A 20,203-nucleotide genomic window follows, 5' to 3' on the forward strand; every position below is an offset into this window, starting at 1 on the left:
GTGCCACTATCGCCCCGCCCCGTCAAGACGGGCAGGCGGGGAAACGCCCGTGCCGGGATAGCTCATCTGGCGAGGGCGGGACGGACCGCCCCCATGTAGGGAAAAGGCTCCGGCCTGTGCTGAGCATCACATCCTGAAATCTTCCCTAGGGGCAGTATGAAGTCACAGGGCGAGCCGACGCCAGAAACCGGCCCCTGATCACGGAGCGAGAAGATCTGAACGGGTGGTCCGTTCAGCAAGGATCCGGAGGGAAGCGACATGACCGACCTGCGCCGACTGACATTTTTGAGCCTCGTCACCGTTTCGATGGCGATTGCCGGAAGCCAGGCCATGGCCCAGAGCAGCACGAGCGGCGGAAACGGCGGCGGCGGAACGGCCTCGGCCGGGACGGATCAGGGAGCATCCGTCGATGGCAGCAGCGGCGGCGGACGTCGCGGCTGGGGACCGAAAAGCAGCGTTGCCGGTCCGATCCTCTGTGCCACGCCGAGCTGCATGGCCGCTGCCGCAGCGGTCACCCATGTCCCGGGCAAGCCGCGTCGGCCCGTGCGCCCCCGTCCGGTGCGGCTGAAGAAGGAGGAGGGATGCAGCAAGATCCGCTACGTCTATCCCAACGGCACGGTGATCATCCAGTCCGACTGCCCGCGCCCGGTGCTCGGCACCCATCAGTGACCGGGCCATTTATGAAACGTCCGAGAACGGGGGCGCCAGCTGCGCTCCCGTTTCCGTTTGCTGGTGGCGTCCGCGAGCTCGTGCGGATCAGGCCGCCGGCGTGTTCTGGCCCTGCGCCGCCTCGTGATCACGCACATGGGGGCTGAGCGACGCCTGCCGTTCCCGCACCGCCTGGACGATAATCTGGAAGGCGGAGGACAGGAACAGGCCGGCCATCAGCCCGGCCACGATCAGGTCCGGCCAACCGGTGCCCGTGCCCCAGACCCCGAGGGCCGCCGCCATCACGGCGATGTTGCCGATGGCGTCATTGCGCGAACACAGCCAGACCGAGCGCACATTGGCGTCCCCGTCCTTGTAGCGCATCAAAAGTCCGACACTGGCAAGGTTCGCCGCCAGCGCCATGACGCCGATCACCCCCATGACCTCGGCTTGCGGAACGCCCAGCACCAGCACCTGATAGAGCGTCGAGCCGAACACCCAGAGCCCCATCAGGAGCAGGCTGAGGCCCTTGGCGAGCGCCGCCGTGGTACGCACCCTGATTGAGGCGCCGATCACCGCCAGCGAAATACCGTAGGTCAGCGCATCGCCGAAGAAATCGAGCGCGTCGGCCTGCAGCGCCTGCGACTTGGCCATGTGACCGGCCACCATCTCCACCGCGAACATGCCGGCGTTGAGGGCGATGACGATCCACAGCCGGCGTTTGTAATCGGCCGATAGCCCTTCGAATGTCCCGTGATCGTGTCCGCAGCACGCACCCATTCCTGTCTCCTTGCAAATCCGTGTCTTGTTTGCTGTTGAGAGGAGCCTAAATGCTCTAGTAACTATAGGTTCAAGAGGAAAATTCGCGATGTTGACGATTGGCGAGCTGGCGCGGGCGACCGGGGTGAAGGTACCGACCATCCGCTATTATGAGAAGCTCGGGCTGATCGCCGAGCCAACCCGCAGCGAGGGCAATCAGCGGCGCTATGCCGGTCCGGCCCGCGAGCGCCTGTCCTTCATTCGCCATGCGCGCGATCTCGGGCTGTCGCTCGATGCGATTCGCGAGCTGCTGCATTTGAGCGAAAACCCGGACATGCCCTGCGCCGAGGCGCATGTGATCGCCGGGGCGCATCTTGCCGCCACAAGGGCGCGCATTGCCCAGTTGCAGCGGTTGGAGGCGGAGCTGGCGCGCATCACCTCGGGCTGCGACACCAGCACCATCGGCGATTGCCATGTCATTCACGCGCTTGCCGATCACGGCCTGTGCGGCGGCGACCACTGACCGGGCGCAGACGCCTTGCCGTGGGACCCGCGCCGGAACTGAGCCGATCCGGCGCGGGGCGTTTCTATGCGGAAGCCTTAAAGAACCCGGCCCGGGCTGAGGATGCCGTTCGGGTCGAAGGCCTGCTTGATCCGGCGCATCATCTCCAGTTCCACCGGCGATTTGACTTCGGCCAGAAGGTCCCGCTTCAGCCGGCCGATGCCGTGTTCTGCGGAAATCGAGCCGCCGTAACGCTGGACGATGTCATGCACCACCTTGTTCATGTCATCCCAGCCGGCAATGAAGGCGGCCTTGTCGGCGCCGACCGGCTGGCTGACGTTGAAGTGGATGTTGCCATCGCCCATGTGGCCGAAGGGCACCGGGCGGCAGCCGGGAACCTTGGCTTCCACCGCCGCGATCGCCTCGGCGAGGAACGCCGGGACGCTGGCCACCGGCACGGACACATCGTGCTTGATCGAGCCGCCTTCTTCCCTCTGCACTTCCGACAGCCCATGGCGCAGCCGCCAGAAGTCGGCGGCCTGGGCACCTGATTCGGCAAGTGCCGCGTCTTCCACCAGTCCCGCCTCGAAGGCTTCGCCGAGGATCGCTTCCATCAGGGCGCGGGTCGGCGCCTGTTCGTCGCCGCTTTCGGTGCCGGACGACAGTTCGACCAGGGCATACCAGGGGGAGGGGGCCTGCAGCGGATCGCGGGTGCCGTCCAGATGGCGCAGGGTGAACTCCAGTCCGACGCGCGGCATCAGTTCAAAGCCCGTCAGCATCGCTCCGGCGCGCCCGCGTGCGGTTGAGAACAGCTCCAGCGCCGCTTCGGGCGAACTGAGTCCCACGAACGCCACATCCCGCTCCCGGGGAAGGGGGAACAACTTGAGCACGGCGGCGGTGATCACCCCCAAAGTGCCCTCCGAACCGATAAATATTTGTTTCAGATCGTAACCGGTATTGTCCTTCCGAAGGCTGCGCAGACCCTCCATGATCGACCCGTCGGGGAGCACCACCTCAAGGCCGAGAACCAGCTCGCGGGTGTTGCCATAGGCAAGCACGGCGGTGCCGCCGGCATTGGTGGCGATGTTGCCGCCGATCTGGCAGGAGCCCTGGGAGCCGAGGGTGAGGGGGAACATCCGGTCCGCCGCTTCGGCGGCGTCATGGATCGCCTGCAGGGTGCAGCCGGCCTCCACCGTCATCGAAAAACCGGCGGCGTCGATCTCGCGCACCTTGTTCATCCGCGACAGGCTAATCACGATTTCCGTAGCGGAATCATCGGGAATTTGCCCGCCGACCAGCCCGGTGTTGCCGCCCTGGGGCACGATCTTGAGGCCATGAGCGTTGGCATGCGCCAGGATCTGCGACACCTCTTCCCGGCTGCCTGGACGCAGGACGACCGGTGTTTTGCCGACGTAAAGGTCGCGCCATTCGCGCAAGTACGGGGCCATGTCCGCCGGATCGCGCAGGGCATTGCGTTCGCCGACGATTTCGATGAGGCGGGAAAGAGAAGCGGGATCGGACATGATGAGCGTCGAGACCTGTTCGGTTGATAGCGGGAACGGCGAAGACGATTATCACATTTCTGCGCCCCGTCGACGCCCTCGCACCGCACGTCAACGGCTTGAAGGTGACTTGGGGCTGTGCCATAGGAACGCGGCTCGCTGTGCCGACGGGATGCGGCGGGCGCGGTCGCGGATGCAGCTTGCAACGAGCACGCGGCCGCCGGAGTTTGCGTGCAGGAGACAAGGCATGGCGATGACACAGGGACTGATGGCTGGAAAGCGCGGGCTGATCATGGGCGTCGCGAACAATCGGTCCATCGCTTGGGGGATTGCCAAGGCACTCGCCGACTCGGGGGCGGAGATCGCGCTGACCTATCAGGGCGATGCGCTGCGCAAGCGGGTCGAGCCTCTGGCCGCCGATCTCGGCGCCATTGTCGTCGGCCATTGCGATGTGACCGACCCGCAGTCGATCGACGCGGTGTTTAAGACCCTGGAGCAAACCTGGGGAAAAATCGACTTTCTGGTCCATGCGATCGCCTTCTCCGACAAGGACGAACTGACCGGGCGCTACGTCGATACGACGGCGGAAAACTTCAGCCAGACGATGCAGATCTCCTGCTACTCGTTCACGGCGGTCGCCCAGCGGGCGGAAAAGCTGATGACCGATGGCGGCTCGATGCTGACGCTGACCTACTACGGCGCCGAGAAGGTGATGCCCCATTACAACGTCATGGGCGTTGCCAAGGCCGCGCTTGAGGCAAGCGTGCGCTATCTCGCCGCCGACCTTGGCAAGAACAAGATCCGCGTCAATGCGGTGTCGGCCGGCCCGATCAAGACGCTGGCGGCGTCCGGCATTGGCGACTTCCGCTATATCCTGAAGTGGAACGAGCACAACACGCCGCTGCGGCGCACCGTCACCATCGAGGAAGTCGGCGATGCGGCGTTGTTCCTCCTGTCCGATCTCGGGCGCGGGGTGACTGGCGAGATCCAGCATGTGGACAGCGGCTACCATGTGGTCGGCATGAAGGCGGTGGATGCGCCGGATATTTCCGTCGTCAAGGACTGAGCCCCTTCGCCGGTTTCGTTGAAAGGCCCGCTTGCGCGGGCCTTAAGCTTCCGACAAAGGGCAAGGACGTCTCTCGTGCCATCCCGGGCAAGCCTTGGGCGACCCGGGAACGGAGAGCCAGAAGACGGGCATTTCCAATAGATGGAGCCGAAAGGCCGTGCCTCGCCGATCCCGGATCTTCGCTTGCGCTTGCGTCCGGGAGGACGCCCCTCAGGGGGCTTTGTCATCGCACTCAGGCCCGCTTGCGCGGGCCTTTCCGCGTGGCGCGCCAGCGCCCGTGAGCGGACTTGCCGCCGACCGTATCAAGGATACCTGAAAAGCTATGAGCGAACAGGCGAACGGCGCCACCCGGCTGAAGCCGCCCTTCATGGCGTTCATCCGGCATGGCCAGACCGACTGGAACGCCGAAGGGCGTATGCAGGGTCAGCAGGATATTCCCATCAACGACATCGGCCGCTCCCAGGCGCAGCGCAACGGCGAGGCGCTGCGCGCCTATCTGGAGGCGAGCGGACGGGACCATTCCGAACTGGAGTTCTTTGCGTCCCCCCTGTCGCGCACGGTGGAGACCATGCGTATCGTCTGCCGCGCCCTGGAGCGGGACGAGGATGCGTTCGGACGCGATGACCGCTTGCGGGAAATTACCTTCGGCGCCTGGGAAGGCTTCACCATCCCGGAACTGGCCGCGAAGGCACCGGAGCTGACCGCGGCGCGCAAGGCTGACAAATGGGGCTTCGTACCGCCGGAAGGGGAGAGCTACCGGATGCTCATGACCCGGGTCGAGGCCTGGCTCGTGACGCTTGACCGCCCGAGCGTGGTGGTCTCTCACGGTGGTGTGATGCGGGTGCTGCGCGGCTGCCTGCTCGGGGTGCCGAAGCCTGAGATTCCGTCTCTCGACACGCCGCAGGACAAGGTCCTGATCTGGGATGGGGCCGACCTGTCCTTTATCTGACGAAACGGTCGGCCGCCGTCCGGGCCGTGGTGTGCTACTGCTGGATCTGGACGTCCGACAAGGTCTTGCCGTTGTCGTCTTCCTCGAAGAACACAAGCACGGCCATGCCCGGCTTGAGATCGTCGATGTAGAAGTCGACCGGGATCGAATAGCTGTTGCCGTCGGACAGGGTCAGCTTGGCCTCGTCCGCATTGATGTCGACGATGGTTGCCTCGACCTCCCCGGCGATCGCTGCGCTCAGCGCGGCGCCCAGGATTGCCGTTGCGGCAGCGAGCAGTCTGATGGATCGTCTCATTCTCGTCTCCGTTGACGCCGCCCAGTGCAAGGCGGCGATGGATCGAACCGGAAGGCCGCGCGCGCGTCAAGCCGGTCTCGGCCCGTTTGCCTCGGCGCGCGATGCAATTAGATGAAACCGGTAGCCGCCAGGCCGCGTACAGACTTTACCGCCATCTGGGTGTTTTCATGGCATGGTGCTGAAAGGGGCGGGCAGAAAGGTCCCTCCAATGTCCTTAGTACAGCCTCGGAATGATCGATTCTACGAAGAGCTACCCGCATTCACCGATTTCGCCAAGGTGAGCGAAGAGCATGCGTTCGTCGAACTGCCGGGAGACTGGGTGCTGCTGGCTACCGATATCGTCCAGTCCAGCGATGCGGTCGCCGAAGGCCACTACAAGACCGTCAACATGATCGCTGCCGCCACATTGGCCGCCATCCTCAACACGGCGAAGGGTGCCGATCTGCCGTTCGTCTTTGGCGGCGATGGGGCGATGGCGGCGGTGCCGGCCAGGCTGGCCGCACCGGCCTCCGCAGCGCTGGCCGGCTTGCGAAACATGGCGCGGGAGGTGGCGGGGCTGGAGCTGCGTGTCGGTGCCTTTCCGGTGGCTGACCTGCGGGCCTCTGGCGCGGGCCTCAAGGTGCGCAAGTTTGAGCTCAGCGAAGGGAACCATTTGGCGATGTTCGCCGGTGGCGGTCTGGATCTGGCCGAGGCCATGCTGAAGGATCCGGAGCGGTCGGCAGCGTACATCGTGCCGGACACGGGCGGGGAGGCGCCGCCGCCGCTCGATGGGCTCTCCTGCCGCTGGGAGCCGGTTTTCTCCGAGCGGGGCTTCATGGTGACGGTGATGTTGCGTCCGGCTCGGGGGCAGGCGGAGGGCTTGCGGGCCATTCTCGCCGATCTCGATGCCCGGCTTGGCATCGCATTGACCGAAGCGGACCCGGAGGCCGCGCCGGTGCACCGGAGCAATCTGCGCTTCCGGTTCCCGCCGGGCGGGCTCTGGCGCGAGATGCGCATGGTTGGCTGGCGGCGCGGGCGGGGGCGGGTGCTTGCCCGGGCGCTGTTCGAATCGGTGGTGTTTCTGCTGGCGCAGCTTACCGGTCGGCGGATCGGTCCGCTGGTGCCGGACCGCTACATGGGCGAACTGCGCCGCAACATCGATTTCCGCAAATTCGACGATACGCTGCGTCTGGTGCTCGATCTCAGCGGAGATCAGACGGCGGCGCTGCAAGCGTATCTCGATGCGGAGCAGGAGGCCGGTCGGCTCCACTATGGCATGCATGTGGCGGATTCGGCGCTGATCACCTGTCTGGTGTTCAGCCTGGACAAGAGCCGGCACATCCATTTCATCGATGGCGCCAACGGTGGGTTCACCCAGGCGGCCCGTGCCTTCAAGCAGAACCGGGCGTAATCGGAATTTCGCGCAAAAGCGGTTTCCCCTTTGCCGCAGACCGCGCTAGAAGAGCCGTCGAATGCCGTCCTGTCACCTCTCTGCTGGTTCCTGTCGATGTCGCACAATTCCTTTGGTCACCTGTTTCGCGTCTCAACCTGGGGCGAAAGCCACGGCCCGGCGCTTGGCTGCGTGATCGACGGATGCCCGCCGCGCATTCCGCTGGCGGCGGAAGAGATTCAGGCCTTTCTCGACAAGCGGCGGCCGGGCCAGTCGAAATTCACCACCCAGCGACAGGAGCCGGACGCGGTCCGCATCCTCTCCGGCGTGATGGTCGATGAGGACGGGGTGCAGAAGACCACCGGTACGCCGATCTCCTTGATGATCGAGAACACCGACCAGCGCTCCAAGGATTACTCGGAGATCAAGGAACGCTACCGGCCGGGGCATGCGGATTTCACCTATGACGCCAAATACGGCATTCGCGACTATCGCGGTGGCGGGCGTTCCTCGGCGCGCGAGACCGCCGCGCGGGTGGCGGCCGGCGCGGTGGCGCGCAAGGTGCTGCCCGGGCTCGTGGTGCGCGGCGCGCTGGTGCAGGTCGGGCCGCACCGCATCGACCGGTCGCGTTGGGACTGGGAGGCGGTCGATCGCAATCCGTTCTTCTGCCCCGATCCGGTGGCGGCGGAAGAATGGGCAACGTATCTCGACGGTATCCGCAAGGACGGTTCGTCCATCGGCGCGGTGATCGAGGTGATCGCCGAAGGGGTGCCGGCGGGTCTTGGCGCGCCGATCTATGGCAAGCTCGATCAGGACATCGCCTCGGCGCTGATGTCGATCAATGCGGTCAAGGGCGTGGAAATCGGCAACGGCTTCGAGGCGGCAACCCTGACCGGTGAGGAAAACGCCGACGAGATGCGCATCGGCGCGGATGGGCGCCCGGAGTTCCTCAGCAACAATGCCGGCGGCGTGCTGGGCGGGATTTCCTCCGGCGAACCGGTGGTGGCCCGCTTCGCCGTCAAGCCGACCTCATCGATCCTGACGCCGCGCCGCTCGGTGACGCGCGGCGGCGAAGAGGTCGATGTGCGCACCAAGGGCCGTCATGACCCTTGCGTCGGAATTCGCGCCGTGCCGGTCGGTGAGGCGATGGTCGCCTGCATCATCGCCGATCACTATCTGCGCCATCGCGGTCAGAATGGCTGATTTCAGTCCTGCTGAAAATTTCTCTGTTTTTCATTGATACTGAAAGTCTGCTCGGCTAGCCTGTGGTCATGAGACTGGATGAATGGCTTGCTCAGCAAAGGGAATCGCGGTCGGGCTTTGCCCGGCGCGCCGGCTTGTCGCCGGCGGCGGTGACGGCCCTGTGCAACGACCCGGGCGTCTGGGTGTCGCGCGACAGCGCGGAGCGGATCGCTGCTGCCACCGGCGGCGCGGTGACGCCCAATGATTTTCTCGGCTTGAGAGTATCGAAGGAACAGAACATGACCCAATCGCGTGTGGCGGAAGCCATCCGCGCGTTCGAGCGCGGCGAAATGCTGGTCGTCACCGATGACGACGACCGGGAGAACGAGGGCGACCTGATCGTTGCCGCCTCGTTGGTGACCACCGAGCAGATGGCGTTCATGATCCGTCATACCTCGGGCATCGTCTGTGCGCCGATGACCCGCGAGGCGGCCCGCCGTCTGCGGCTTGATCCGATGGTTGCCGACAACGATGCGCCGCTGTCGACCGCCTTCACCATTTCCGTGGATTACCGTCATGGCCTGACCACCGGCATTTCCGCCGATGAGCGCTGCTCCACGGTGCGCGGCTTGGCCAACCCCAATGCCGGTGCCGCAGATTTCGTGCGTCCGGGGCACGTGTTCCCGCTGGTGGCGCGCGAGGGCGGGGTCCTGATGCGCTCCGGCCATACCGAAGCAGCGGTCGACTTGTGCCGGCTGGCCGGTCAGCCCGAGGTCGGGGTGATCTCCGAGTTGGTCAATGATGACGGATCGGTCAAGCGCGGGCCGGAAGTTGCTGCCTTTGCCGCCGAGCATGGGCTGCAGATGGTGTCGGTCGCCGATCTCATCGCCTGGCGCCAGCGGATGGAGCGTCTGGTCGAGCGGGTCAGCGAACAGCCGGTGGAGACCATCGCCGGTCCCGCCTACGCGGTGACCTATTCCACCCCTTACGACCCGATGCACCATGTGGCTGTCGTCTATGGCGACATTCTCGATGGCCGCAACGTGCCGGTGCGCCTGCAGCTTGAATCCGTGCTCGACGATGTCTTCGGCGGAGCCCGGGTGATGGACGATGTGATGCGCGATTTTGCCGCTCGCGGCCGCGGTGTCGTCGTCTATCTGCGCGAAGGCTCTGTGGGCGTTGCCCGCAATGTGGGGCGGCCGCGCTCCGATCTGTCCACCGCCGAGGTGGAAGAGCACCAGTCGGCGCAGGCTCGTGAGGAGCAGTGGCGGGAAATCGGCCTTGGCGCACAGATCCTCAAGGACCTGGGTGTCAACTCGATTGCCCTGTTGGCGTCGCGCGAGCGTCACTATGTCGGCCTGGAAGGCTTCGGTATCGTGATCGAGGGAACGGAAATTCGCGAAGGATAACATCGCGTTACGGGTGGGGCGCGCGCGGTCTGCCCAAAATCCGGACAAAAAAAGAGGTCGTGCGCGATTGCACGACCTCAAGTCGATCACTGTGCACGTGGCCCCATCGACCACAACTTCTATTTAGTAGATTTTGCGCTACAATGCATCACCCTTTTAGGTGAGGCATGTCGTGTTTTTCGGCACGGCGTCGCTCTGGTGGCGACGGTCGACCGCCTGGCTCCGTCTGTTTGTGACCGTTCCGGGCGTGCCTGCCTGCGGGGTTTGGTCTGTTCGGGGTTTGCACCCTATGTACAGATGGTGCTATCCAGCGCGCTGTCTTCAGCGTCGATGCGATCTGACGAAACCTTGGGATTCAGCCCGTGTACCAACGCCCCGATACGCCGCTTCTCGATACCGTTCCGACCCCGGACCGGCTCCGCACGCTCGATGAGAGCGATCTGCGCCAGGTGGCCGATGAACTGCGCGCGGAAATGATCGACGCGGTGTCCGTCACCGGCGGACATCTGGGCGCCGGTCTTGGCGTGGTCGAACTGACGCTGGCGATCCATTACGTCTTCAATACCCCTCAGGACCGGCTGATCTGGGACGTGGGACATCAGTGCTATCCACACAAGATCCTCACCGGTCGGCGGGACCGTATCCGCACCCTGCGCCAGGGCGATGGCCTGTCCGGCTTCACCAAGCGCAGCGAGAGCGAGTTCGATCCCTTCGGCGCGGCGCACTCCTCCACCTCGATTTCCGCTGGCCTCGGCATGGCGGTCGCTCGCGATCTCGACAGCCGCGACAACAATATCATTGCCGTGATTGGCGATGGCGCCATGTCCGCCGGCATGGCCTATGAGGCCATGAACAACGCCGGTGCCCAGCATTCGCGGCTGATCGTCATTCTTAACGACAACGACATGTCGATCGCCCCGCCGGTCGGGGCGATGAGCGCCTATCTGGCGCGCCTGGTTTCCGGACGTACTTATCTGTCGATCCGCGATGCGGCCAAGCAGCTGGCCAAGGTGCTGCCGCGCCAGCTTCAGCAGAAGGCGGCGCGGGCGGAAGAATATGCGCGCGGGTTCTGGACCGGCGGCACCATGTTCGAGGAGCTGGGCTTTTACTACGTCGGGCCGGTGGACGGGCACAATCTCGACCATCTGTTGCCGGTGCTGAAGAATGTTCGCGACACCCATCAGGGGCCGGTCCTGATCCATGCAGTAACCCGCAAGGGCAAGGGTTACGCGCCGGCCGAGGATTCGGCCGACAAGTACCACGGCGTCGCCAAGTTCGACGTGGTGACCGGCAAGCAGTCGAAGCCCAAGGCCAATGCGCCCTCCTACACCCGCGTTTTCGCCGAAAGCCTGGTGCAGGAAGCCGAGCGCGACGACAAGATCGTCGGCATCACCGCGGCCATGCCCGATGGCACCGGCCTTGATCTTTTCGGCCAAGCGTTCCCCACGCGCACGTTCGATGTCGGCATTGCCGAGCAGCATGCGGTGACCTTTGCCGCCGGCATGGCGACCGAGGGCTTCAAGCCGTTCTGCGCGATCTACTCCACCTTCCTGCAGCGCGCCTACGATCAGGTCGTGCATGATGTGGCGATCCAGGGTCTGCCCGTCCGCTTTCCGATCGACCGGGCCGGGCTTGTTGGCGCCGACGGTCCGACCCATGCGGGCGCGTTCGACACCGCCTACCTTTCCTGTCTGCCGGGCTTTGTGGTGATGGCCGCCGGCGATGAGGCGGAACTGCGCCATATGGTGGCCACCGCCGCCGCCTATGACGAAGGGCCGATTTCCTTCCGCTATCCGCGCGGCGAGGGCGTCGGGCTCGATCTGCCCGAACGCGGCGTGCCGCTGGAGATCGGCCGGGGGCGGGTCTTGCGCGAAGGCGGCAAGGTGGCGCTTCTGTCCTTCGGCGGACGGCTGGCCGAATGCCTCAAGGCGGCCGATGAACTCGATGCCGCCGGACTGCCGACCACGGTTGCCGACGCGCGCTTCGCCAAGCCGCTGGATGAGGATCTGGTAGCCCGGCTGGCCCGTGAGCATGAAGTGCTGGTGCTGGTGGAGGAAGGCTCCGTTGGCGGCTTCGCCAGCCAGGTGCTGCATCTTCTGGCGCAGCGCGGCCTTCTGGATTCCGGCCTCAAGGTGCGGCCCATGTGTCTGCCCGATGTCTATCTCGACCATGACAAGCCGGAGCGCATGTATCAGCGCGCCGGGCTCGACACCAAGGGCATCCTGACCACGGTGTTCGCGGCGCTGGGCCGCGAGGAGGGCGCTGCCACCATCCGCCGCGCCTGAGCGGAGCGGGCGCTGCGGCGCCCGTTTGTCCGGACCTGCGCCCCGACCTATGCGATGCGGGATGGCGCTATGCGAAAACGGTTCGTTGACAGCGGCGCCGTGTTTCTAAAAGGGTTAATGCTCATGCAATGAACGCCGTGCTGACCGCCGGCGTTCATTTTCGTTTGTCGCCGGTGGAGAGCATTATGGCGCAGGCATTGGCTCCGGTGACCGCACTCCTTGTGTCGATCGCCCTTCTGATTGCGGGACACGGCCTGCAAAGCACCCTGCTGCCGCTGGCCGGCGCGCAGGCCGACTTTTCCGATGTGGCCATCGGTCTGGTCTCCTCCAGCTATTTCTTCGGTCTGGTGATCGGCTGTCTCGGCGCACCTTACGTGATCATGCGGGCCGGTCACATCCGCGCCTTTGCCGCGCTGGTGTCGCTGATGTCGGCGGCGGCCATCGTGCATCCGCTTCTCGTCGATCCGGTGGCCTGGAGCCTGATCCGGGTGATCTCCGGTTTCTGCCTTGCCGGCTTTTACATGATCGTCGAGAGCTGGCTGAACGAGCAGGCCAGCAACGAGAACCGCGGCAAGATCATGTCGGTCTATATCGTGTTGCTTTATGCGGCGATGACCGTCGGTCAGATCTCCATCACCACCATGGACATCGCCACCTTCGTGCCTTTCGCGGTGGCCTCGGTTGCGGTCAGCCTCGCGGTCATTCCGGTGTCGCTGACCACCGCCAACCAGCCGGCGCCGATCACCGTGGTGCGATTGCGGCCGGTCAAGCTGTACCGCAACTCGCCGACCGCGCTGGTGGCGGTGTTGCTGATCGGCGTGACCCAGGGCGGTCTGTGGTTGATGGCACCGCTTTATGCGATCCAGATCGGCCTTTCCAACGACAATGCCGCCTATTTCGCGGCAGCGATCGTCGCCGGCGGGGCGCTGGCGCAATGGCCCATCGGTCGGGCTTCCGACCGGGTCGACCGGCGTCTTGTGCTGCTGTTTCTGGCGGCCTGCGCCGCTTCGGTCGGGCTGGCCTTCATGATGCTGACCGTGGAAGGGGCGGCGATGGCCTTCGGGCTCGCCTTCCTGGTCGGCGTGACGACCCAGCCCGCCTATGCGATTGCCGCTTCGCACGCCTTCGACCACGCCGATGCGGATGATTATGTCGAGACCTCCTCGGGTATGAATCTCGCCTTCGGCATCGGTTCGTCCTTCGGCCCCTTGACCGCCTCTCTCTTGATGGAAAACGTCGGTCCCTGGGGGTTGTTCCTGCAGGTCACGGTGATCCAGGGCGCGCTGGCGCTCTATATCCTCTCGCGCGTGTTCCAGCGGGCGGCCGTTTCGGAAGAGGAAAAGACCGACTTCGACTATGCCGCCTCGGCCCAGCTCGGCAACGTGCTCTCGCCCGAACCGCTCGATGTGGAAGACCCCTATGTCATTCCGCCGGAAGAGTTCCCGGCCTATGACCAGGATACGCCGCTGGAAGACGGTGCCGTTGTCGAGGAATACTGGCCGACCTCCGAAACCGATGAGGATGATCCGTCCGAGCCGGAGCCGCAGCCAGCGCGGTCGTAGAGTGGGAGAGCCGGCGGAAGGGAACTTGTGCGGCATGCCTGCCGCAACTGTTGAATGTGGTGCACACGATGGCCATGCGGCAATTGAGCGCTCGACGCCGGCAGGCTCTTGAGGCATTGTCCGGTCGATGATGAGGCAGCCGACCCTTTTCCGGACCTTGCGGCGTGAGCGTTTGCCATTTGCGCTCATCGCCATGCTTGTGCTCGTTCTGCAGCTCTTGGGAGCGGGCTCGGGCATGGCCATGCCGCAGACAGGCGATGGCGCGGTGCAGGGACAGATTCTCTGCCTGGGGTCGGTGGCATTCGGCCTTGAAGCCGAGGGTGGGGAAAGCCCTCGCGAGCACCATGGAGACGGGTTCTGCCCTTGCGGGCCGGTGTGTCCGCACGGTCCGGCCTTGACGGTGGTGCCCCCGGCGGCGGGCGCGGGCGTGCCCGTCGCCGCGCGTACTGCCGTTCGCCAGGCGTGGGCGCCGACCGCCGAAAGGGGCGGGGCCTGTGACGCTACCCGGTCGCCGGGAATTCGCGCGCCTCCACACTTGGTCTGACAGTGGAGTCGATCCGCTGCCGCCAATCTCCTGCGCCGCGACAGGCAAAGGGAGAGCGGCGCGGATCGAGCGTGTTTTCTGCCATGCCGGCCGGGCACCAGCTGCGTGCCGGCGACCAACATCATCTGAACTTTGCGAGATATCACATGAACATCATCAAGTCCGTGGCCCTTGCCGTCGCTCTCACCGCCACCTCCCTGCCGGCGCTGGCCGCCGACGTGACCCTTGGCGAACTGACCCTTTCCGACGCCTGGACCCGGGCCACTCCGCCCAACGCCAAGGCCGGTGGCGGCTTCGTCACCATCACCAACAAGGGCGGCGATGACCGGCTGGTTTCCGCCGCCGCGAATGTCTCCGAGAAGACTGAACTGCATGAGATGGCCGTTATCGACGGTGTCATGAAGATGCGGCCGATGGCCGATGGCATCGCCATTCCGGCCGGCGAGACCGTGGCACTGAAGCCCGGCGGTCTGCATGTCATGTTCATTGGCCTGAACGCGCCGCTGAAGCAGGGCGAGACCGTGCCGGTGACCCTGACCTTCGAGAAGGCCGGTCCGGTAGAAGTCACCTTCTCGGTGGAGAAGATCGGCGCCAAGGGCATGGGCAAAGGCATGGGCCACGGCGCCGGCGGTCACGGTGGCATGAAGAATGGTATGAAGAACGGCAATTCCGGCAATTGAGGACAGGATGTCTGGCTTGAAACTCGTACGATATGGAGCGTGGGCGGCGGTAGCCGCCCTGCTCGGGGTCGTTGCCTACGTTTCGCTCGATTATTATCGGGGCGGGAAGGATGGCAGTGTGATCGCGCCCCTGGCGTCGATTGGCGGCCCCTTCACCCTGACCGACGGATCCACCGGCAAGATCGTGACCGAGGCGGATTTCAAGGGCAAGCCGACCGCCTATTTCTTCGGCTTTACCTTCTGCCCGGATGTCTGCCCCACCACCCTTGCGGAGGTGCAGAGCTGGATCGAGACGCTTGGGCCGGATGCGGACAAGATGAACTTCGCTTTCGTCTCGGTGGATCCTGAGCGGGATACGCCCGAAGTCATGCGCGACTATGTGGCGGCTTTCGACAAGCGCATTCGCCCGTTGTCGGGCACCCGCGAGCAGACCGATGCGATCATCAAGGCCTACCGGGTCTATGCCCGCAGGGTTGAGTTGGACGGTGGCGATTACACCATGGACCATTCGGCGGCGATCTTCCTGATGGACAGCGATAACCGCTTCGTCGGCACCATCGCCTATGAGGAAGACCCGAAGAACGCCATGGCCAAGCTGCGCCGTCTGATCGACAATGCTGCGTCCTGACTTTCGGTCCATCATGTGTGGAGCGCCGGGCTGATGCGCAACGAATTGCTGTGGCCGGCGGGCCTTTTCGTCGTGCTGACCCTGGCGGCCACCGGGTTTCTCTGGCTGAAATACGGAGAGCGGGTGTTCGTCGATCGTCTGCTGTCCGGGCTCGCTGGGTGTTTCTGAAGGGCGTGCCGGGCAATGGCTGAGCGGGAACGGCTTGATCAGCTTCTGGTCCATCGTGGCCTGATGGACAGCCGTGCCCGGGCGCGGGACGCGATCCTCAGGGGCGCGGTGCGGGTCGATGGCCTGGCCGTGACCAAGCCGGGGCAGCGGGTCGCCCTGGACGTACCGCTTTCCTTGGACGATCCGGCGGCCGGCTATGTCTCCCGCGCGGCGCTGAAGCTGAAGGCGGGGCTGGCGCAATTCGCGCTTTCGCCGAAGGGGCGGATCGCGCTCGATCTTGGCGCCTCCACCGGCGGGTTTACCCAGGTGTTGCTGGAAGAGGGCGCCCGGCGGGTGCACGCCATCGACGTTGGCCATGACCAACTGCATCCGCGTATCGCCGCCGATCCGCTGGTGCGTCGGCAGGATGGCATCAACGCCCGTGCTCTGACCAGAGACGACCTCGACGGCGACGTCCCGGAGTTTCTTGTCTCCGACATGAGCTTCATTTCCCTGCGGTTGGCCCTGCCGCCGGCGCTGGCGCTGGCCGCGCCCGGGGCCGAGGCCGTGTTTCTGGTCAAGCCCCAGTTCGAGGCCGGGCGCGAGGCCATCGGCAAGAAGGGGCTGGTGGCCCCCGATGTCGCCGAGAGGGTGGCGGAAGAGCTGGCCAGATGGTTCGCGAGCCAGCGAGGCTGGCGGGTGCTTGGGCTGCATCCCTCGCCGATTTGCGGCGGGGACGGCAACCGGGAATGGCTGCTTGGCGGTGTAAAGGACGGGTGATCGGCGGCTTTTCCTTGTGCTGACGCGCTGTGCGCGGTAACGCGCATCCATGAGCACCGATCTGACGACCACCATCACCGCCCTTGCGCACAAGGGCGAGGGCCGTACCGACACCCCGGACGGCCCTGTCCATGTTCCCTACACCCTGCCGGGCGAAGAGGTCCGGATCTCCGTTCAGGGATCCCGCGCCCGCCTCACTGAGGTTCTGACGCCGGCGCCGGAGCGGGTCGAACCCGTCTGCCGCCATTTCGGCAGTTGCGGCGGCTGCGCCCTGCAGCACATGGCGCATCACCCCTATCTGGACTGGAAGCGGGAACTGGTGGTCTCGGCGCTGGCCGCGCGCGGGCTGACGCCGGAGGTGGAGCCGACCGTGGATGCGGCCGGGCGCGGGCGGCGCCGGGCGGTGCTGGCGGCCACCGGTGCCGGTGGCCGGGTTCTGCTTGGCTATCATCAGCGGGCAAGCCATCGGCTGGTCGCCATTCGCGAGTGTCCGGTCTTGGTGCCGGAAATCGTCGCGGCGCTGGCCGATCTCAGCGCGGTGGCAAAACCGGTGCTGCCACGCAAGGGGGAGGTCACCCTGTCGGTGCTGGCGACGAAGACCGGGCTCGACGTGGCCTTGGCCTCGCCGGTGCGGGTGACCCGGCAGATGGTGCCGGAACTGGTGGAAACCGCCATGGCCGCCGGCTTCGCCCGCCTGTCGCTCAACGGCGATGTGCTGGTGGAGGCCCGTGCGCCATTGCTCGACATCGGCGGCGCTCCGTTGGTGCCGCCGCCGGGCGGCTTCGTTCAGGCAACGGCGGAAGGCGAGGCGGCCCTGGCCGAGCGCGTCGTCGCCGGGGTCGGCAAGGCGCGCAAGGTCGCCGATCTCTTTGCAGGATCAGGCACCTTTGCCCTGCGCCTGGCGCGCAAGGCCACCGTGCATGCGGTCGAGGGAGAGGCGGCGGCGCTTGCCGCGCTCGATCGGGCGGCGCGGGGCGCCTCCGGCTTGCGGCCCGTGCGCATCGAACGGCGCGATCTCTTCCGCAATCCGCTGACGGCCCTTGAGATTGACGATTACGGCGAGGGCGTCGAGGCGGTGGTGTTCGATCCGCCCCGCGCAGGCGCCGAGGCGCAGGCACGGGAGATCGCCCGCTCGAAGGTGCCGACCGTGGTCGCGGTCTCCTGTAATCCCGCCACCTTGGCGCGGGATCTGCGTCATCTGGTCGATGGCGGCTACCGGATCGAGAGCGTGCTGCCGGTGGACCAGTTCCGCTATTCGCCCCATATTGAGGTGGTCGTGGTGCTGCACCGCGACGGCTAAGCCGCTGGCCGCCTCTCGCGCTCCGGCGGAGAGGGGAGAGCGCCATGGCGAGAACTCCGCTACAGACCTGGATGCGCCGTGCTGGCTATGCGGCGCGGCAGGGGGCTCGTGTCGGCTGGTTCACCGTTCAGGGCGAACTGGCGCAGGCCATCACCCGGCAGGTCACCGCTTCGGCGGGGGCGGGAAAGCCGCGCCCCTCGGCCGGCGACAGGCCGGCGGCGCGACGCCGCGCGAAAGCGCCGCTGCCGGATCGGGCGGAGTTGTTCGGCCAGATCGGTGCCCTGTTCCGCCGCGATCTCGCCAATGTGGAGGCCGGGCATTATCCGCTGCCGCGCGGCGAGTTCGGCAGCCCGCTGGCGTTCCTCGACCTAAGCCGCCGGTTCCTGGCCGACGTGCCGGCGGTCGCCCGCCGGCGTGTCTCCGGCCGCCATCAGGAGGTGTTCGAGGCGACACGGGAGACGCCTAAGGGCCTGCCGCGCTACTACCGGCAGAATTTCCATTTCCAGACCGATGGCTGGCTGTCGCGCGACAGCGCCCGGCTCTATGATTTTCAGGTGGAGGTGCTGTTCAAGGGAGCGACAGCGGCCATGCGCCGGCAGGCGCTGGTGCCCTTGTCAAAGCTCTTGCGCCGGGTCGATCAGCGTCAGGTCGCCTACGCGGATATCGCCTGCGGCACCGGCGGGTTGCTGGCGCCGGCGCTCACGGCTTTTCCGCGTCTTTCCGGCATCGGGGTGGATCTGTCCAAACCCTATTTGCAGCATGCCCGCGCCGCGCTTGACCGCCGGCGCGCGGCCCGCGCGCGGTTTGTGGCCGCCAATGCGGAGGCATTGCCCTTCGCGACAGAAAGCCTCGATGTGGTGAGCTGCGTCTATCTGTTCCACGAGCTGCCGCCGAAGGTGCGGGCGATTGTGGCGCGGGAACTGGCGCGGGTGTTGAAGCCGGGCGGAACGCTGATCTTCGCGGACAGCCTGCAGAGCGGCGACCGGCCGGAAAACGACGGGCTGCTCTCCCTGTTTCCGGCGCTGTTCCATGAGCCGTATTTCGGCAGCTACCTGGAAGAGGATCTGGATGGGCTGTTCGCGGTGGGTGGCCTCACGCGGGTGGAGCTGTCCACCGCCTTCCTGACCCGCATCGCGGTGTATGAAAAGCGTGGGCCGGCGTGACGCCAGGCTCAGTCGACGTCGAGCGGGGTGGTTCCGGTGGCGGCGCCCTCTTCGGAAAGCTGGATCTTCTCCACCTTCGCTTCGGCGGATTTCAGCAGCCGGTCGCAATGACGCCGCAGCGCCTCACCGCGCGAATAGAGCTTGATGCTTTCCTCCAGCGGGACGTCGCCCCGCTCCAGCCGTCCGACGATCTCTTCAAGTTCCTTCAGCGCGGTCTCGAAGGAGAGATCGCCGATGGCCGGTTCGCTGCTGTCATGGGTCAAGGCGTCGGATTCCCTGCGCGAGGATGAGAGATACGTGCCGCAAACCTATAAGCCTTGCCCGCCGGCAGCAAGCATCCCCAGCGACGGGTCGCCGCCTCTTGTGGACAGCGGCGGGTCTCCGGGGTGGATACCCGCCACCCGCGTCAGGACTTCATCAGGATCATGATATGGGCCGCCACGGAGCGGGCCAGCCCCTCAAGGTCGTAGCCGCCTTCAAGCAGGGAGACCACCCGGCCGCCGCAATGCCGGTCGGCGAGCTCCATCAGCTTTGACGTGGCCCAAGCGAAATCCGCCTCCACCAGACGCAAGCCGCCGAGCGGGTCGCGCACATGGGCATCGAAACCGGCGGAAATCAGCACCAGATCGGGAGAGAACGCTTCCAGTCGCGGCAGGATGGCGATGTCCATCGCTTCGCGGAATTCCTCGCCGCCATCGCCGGCGGCCAGCGGGGCGTTGACGATGGTGTCGGCCTCGCCGCGCTCGCTCGCCGCGCCGGAGCCGGGATAAAGCGGCATCTGGTGCGTGGAGCAGTACATCACCGTCGGGTCGTTCCAGAAGATATCCTGGGTGCCGTTGCCGTGGTGCACGTCGAAATCGATGATGGCGACCCGCTCCGCACCGTGTTTGGCCTGGGCGTAGCGGGCGGCAACGGCCGCGTTGTTGAACAGGCAGAAGCCCATCGCCCGGTCTTTTTCCGCATGATGGCCGGGGGGGCGACTGGCGCAGAAGGCATTGGACACCTTGCGCTCCATCACCTCGTCCACCGCGCGGCAGGCACTGCCGACCCCGCGCATGGCCGCTTCCCAGGTGCCGGGCGACATGGTGGTGTCGGCGTCGATCCGAATGAGCCCTTCGGTGGGCGCGCTGTTGTGCACCATGTCGATGTAGGACATGGGATGCGCCCGCACGATATCGGCAACCGTCCCCATCGGGGCGATGTCCCGCTCAAGCGACTGGAAGCGCTCGTGCTCCAGAATGCGGTCGATGGCACGGATGCGGTCGGGACGTTCGGGATGTCCAACAGGCGTCAGATGATCGAGATAGGAGGAATGATGCAGGTAGAGGGTTGCCAAGAGCGTTTCCTTGAAAATTGCGTTTTCTGATTATTTCTCCGCATCTGATCGCCGCCGCCGGTGGCTGTCAATGCGTCAGGTCAAAACCGAAGCGCAG

Annotated in this window: 20 protein-coding genes; 15 read left to right on the top strand and 5 right to left on the bottom strand. The window is 65.6% G+C overall.

Features of this window, described 5'->3' with window-relative positions; genetic code table 11:
* The first annotated feature begins 258 nt into the window (after nt 1–258).
* Nucleotides 259–669, top strand: coding sequence for a hypothetical protein (locus tag IEV83_RS10010; RefSeq protein ID WP_181760431.1), 411 nt, complete (start codon nt 259–261; stop codon nt 667–669).
* Between the two features lie 87 nt (nt 670–756).
* Here IEV83_RS10010 and IEV83_RS10015 read toward each other — a convergent pair whose 3' ends face one another.
* Nucleotides 757–1,428, bottom strand: a complete 672-nt coding sequence (locus tag IEV83_RS10015) for a cation efflux transmembrane domain-containing protein (RefSeq protein WP_181760430.1) — start codon at nt 1,426–1,428, stop codon at nt 757–759.
* An 88-nt stretch (nt 1,429–1,516) separates the two neighbouring features.
* Here IEV83_RS10015 and IEV83_RS10020 point away from each other — a divergent pair, with 88 nt between their 5' ends.
* Nucleotides 1,517–1,930, top strand: a complete 414-nt coding sequence (locus IEV83_RS10020; RefSeq protein ID WP_181760429.1) for a MerR family transcriptional regulator — start codon at nt 1,517–1,519, stop codon at nt 1,928–1,930.
* Between the two features lie 77 nt (nt 1,931–2,007).
* On the opposite strand, the gene IEV83_RS10025 is transcribed toward IEV83_RS10020, so the two are convergent.
* The gene (locus IEV83_RS10025; RefSeq protein ID WP_181760428.1) at nt 2,008–3,432 is read right to left on the bottom strand and encodes an FAD-binding oxidoreductase; all 1,425 of its coding nucleotides are present in this window, start codon (nt 3,430–3,432) and stop codon (nt 2,008–2,010) included.
* Between the two features lie 226 nt (nt 3,433–3,658).
* On the opposite strand from IEV83_RS10025, the gene fabI reads away from it, so the two are divergent.
* Together fabI and IEV83_RS10035 are read left to right on the top strand one after the other, a co-directional pair.
* Complete coding sequence (gene fabI, locus IEV83_RS10030) at nt 3,659–4,477, top strand: enoyl-ACP reductase FabI (protein ID WP_181760427.1); 819 nt, start codon at nt 3,659–3,661, stop codon at nt 4,475–4,477.
* A gap of 322 nt (nt 4,478–4,799) precedes the next feature.
* Nucleotides 4,800–5,426, top strand: a complete 627-nt coding sequence (locus IEV83_RS10035; RefSeq protein ID WP_181760426.1) for a histidine phosphatase family protein — start codon at nt 4,800–4,802, stop codon at nt 5,424–5,426.
* Between the two features lie 34 nt (nt 5,427–5,460).
* On the opposite strand, the gene IEV83_RS10040 is transcribed toward IEV83_RS10035, so the two are convergent.
* Nucleotides 5,461–5,721, bottom strand: coding sequence for a DUF1344 domain-containing protein (locus IEV83_RS10040; protein ID WP_181760425.1), 261 nt, complete (start codon nt 5,719–5,721; stop codon nt 5,461–5,463).
* A 208-nt stretch (nt 5,722–5,929) separates the two neighbouring features.
* Between IEV83_RS10040 and IEV83_RS10045 the strand changes: the two genes are divergently transcribed.
* The 11 genes from IEV83_RS10045 to IEV83_RS10090 all read left to right on the top strand — a co-directional run bounded on the left by IEV83_RS10045 (nt 5,930) and on the right by IEV83_RS10090 (nt 18,770).
* Complete coding sequence (locus IEV83_RS10045) at nt 5,930–7,111, top strand: DUF3095 family protein (RefSeq protein ID WP_181760424.1); 1,182 nt, start codon at nt 5,930–5,932, stop codon at nt 7,109–7,111.
* A 96-nt stretch (nt 7,112–7,207) separates the two neighbouring features.
* Nucleotides 7,208–8,293: a chorismate synthase gene (gene aroC / locus IEV83_RS10050; protein WP_181760423.1), complete on the top strand. Its 1,086-nt coding sequence runs from the start codon at nt 7,208–7,210 to the stop codon at nt 8,291–8,293.
* Between the two features lie 68 nt (nt 8,294–8,361).
* Complete coding sequence (ribB, locus tag IEV83_RS10055) at nt 8,362–9,681, top strand: 3,4-dihydroxy-2-butanone-4-phosphate synthase (RefSeq protein WP_181760422.1); 1,320 nt, start codon at nt 8,362–8,364, stop codon at nt 9,679–9,681.
* Between the two features lie 362 nt (nt 9,682–10,043).
* Nucleotides 10,044–11,966 carry a 1-deoxy-D-xylulose-5-phosphate synthase gene (gene dxs / locus IEV83_RS10060; protein ID WP_181760421.1) on the top strand — a complete coding sequence of 641 codons (1,923 nt, stop codon included), beginning with the start codon at nt 10,044–10,046 and terminating at the stop codon, nt 11,964–11,966.
* A 185-nt stretch (nt 11,967–12,151) separates the two neighbouring features.
* A complete protein-coding gene (locus tag IEV83_RS10065) occupies nt 12,152–13,528 on the top strand; it encodes an MFS transporter (RefSeq protein ID WP_181760420.1) in 1,377 nt (458 codons plus the stop codon).
* Between the two features lie 690 nt (nt 13,529–14,218).
* A complete protein-coding gene (locus IEV83_RS10070; RefSeq protein ID WP_181760419.1) occupies nt 14,219–14,752 on the top strand; it encodes a copper chaperone PCu(A)C in 534 nt (177 codons plus the stop codon).
* 7 nt (nt 14,753–14,759) lie between these two features.
* A complete protein-coding gene (locus IEV83_RS10075) occupies nt 14,760–15,380 on the top strand; it encodes an SCO family protein (RefSeq protein ID WP_181760418.1) in 621 nt (206 codons plus the stop codon).
* Between the two features lie 33 nt (nt 15,381–15,413).
* Nucleotides 15,414–15,548, top strand: coding sequence for a hypothetical protein (locus tag IEV83_RS20355; protein WP_280513993.1), 135 nt, complete (start codon nt 15,414–15,416; stop codon nt 15,546–15,548).
* 15 nt (nt 15,549–15,563) lie between these two features.
* The gene (locus IEV83_RS10080) at nt 15,564–16,307 is read left to right on the top strand and encodes a TlyA family RNA methyltransferase (RefSeq protein WP_181760417.1); all 744 of its coding nucleotides are present in this window, start codon (nt 15,564–15,566) and stop codon (nt 16,305–16,307) included.
* 49 nt (nt 16,308–16,356) lie between these two features.
* Nucleotides 16,357–17,607, top strand: coding sequence for a class I SAM-dependent RNA methyltransferase (locus IEV83_RS10085; protein ID WP_181760416.1), 1,251 nt, complete (start codon nt 16,357–16,359; stop codon nt 17,605–17,607).
* A 44-nt stretch (nt 17,608–17,651) separates the two neighbouring features.
* Nucleotides 17,652–18,770: a class I SAM-dependent methyltransferase gene (locus tag IEV83_RS10090; RefSeq protein ID WP_209003076.1), complete on the top strand. Its 1,119-nt coding sequence runs from the start codon at nt 17,652–17,654 to the stop codon at nt 18,768–18,770.
* Nucleotides 18,771–18,778: 8 nt separating this feature from the next.
* On the opposite strand, the gene IEV83_RS10095 is transcribed toward IEV83_RS10090, so the two are convergent.
* Both IEV83_RS10095 and IEV83_RS10100 read right to left on the bottom strand, forming a co-directional pair.
* The gene (locus tag IEV83_RS10095) at nt 18,779–19,033 is read right to left on the bottom strand and encodes an exodeoxyribonuclease VII small subunit (protein WP_181760415.1); all 255 of its coding nucleotides are present in this window, start codon (nt 19,031–19,033) and stop codon (nt 18,779–18,781) included.
* A gap of 143 nt (nt 19,034–19,176) precedes the next feature.
* Nucleotides 19,177–20,106 carry a histone deacetylase family protein gene (locus IEV83_RS10100; protein WP_181760414.1) on the bottom strand — a complete coding sequence of 310 codons (930 nt, stop codon included), beginning with the start codon at nt 20,104–20,106 and terminating at the stop codon, nt 19,177–19,179.
* Nucleotides 20,107–20,203: the final 97 nt, after the last annotated feature.

This window comes from Stappia taiwanensis, from assembly GCF_014635285.1.
Classification (GTDB): domain Bacteria; phylum Pseudomonadota; class Alphaproteobacteria; order Rhizobiales; family Stappiaceae; genus Stappia; species Stappia taiwanensis.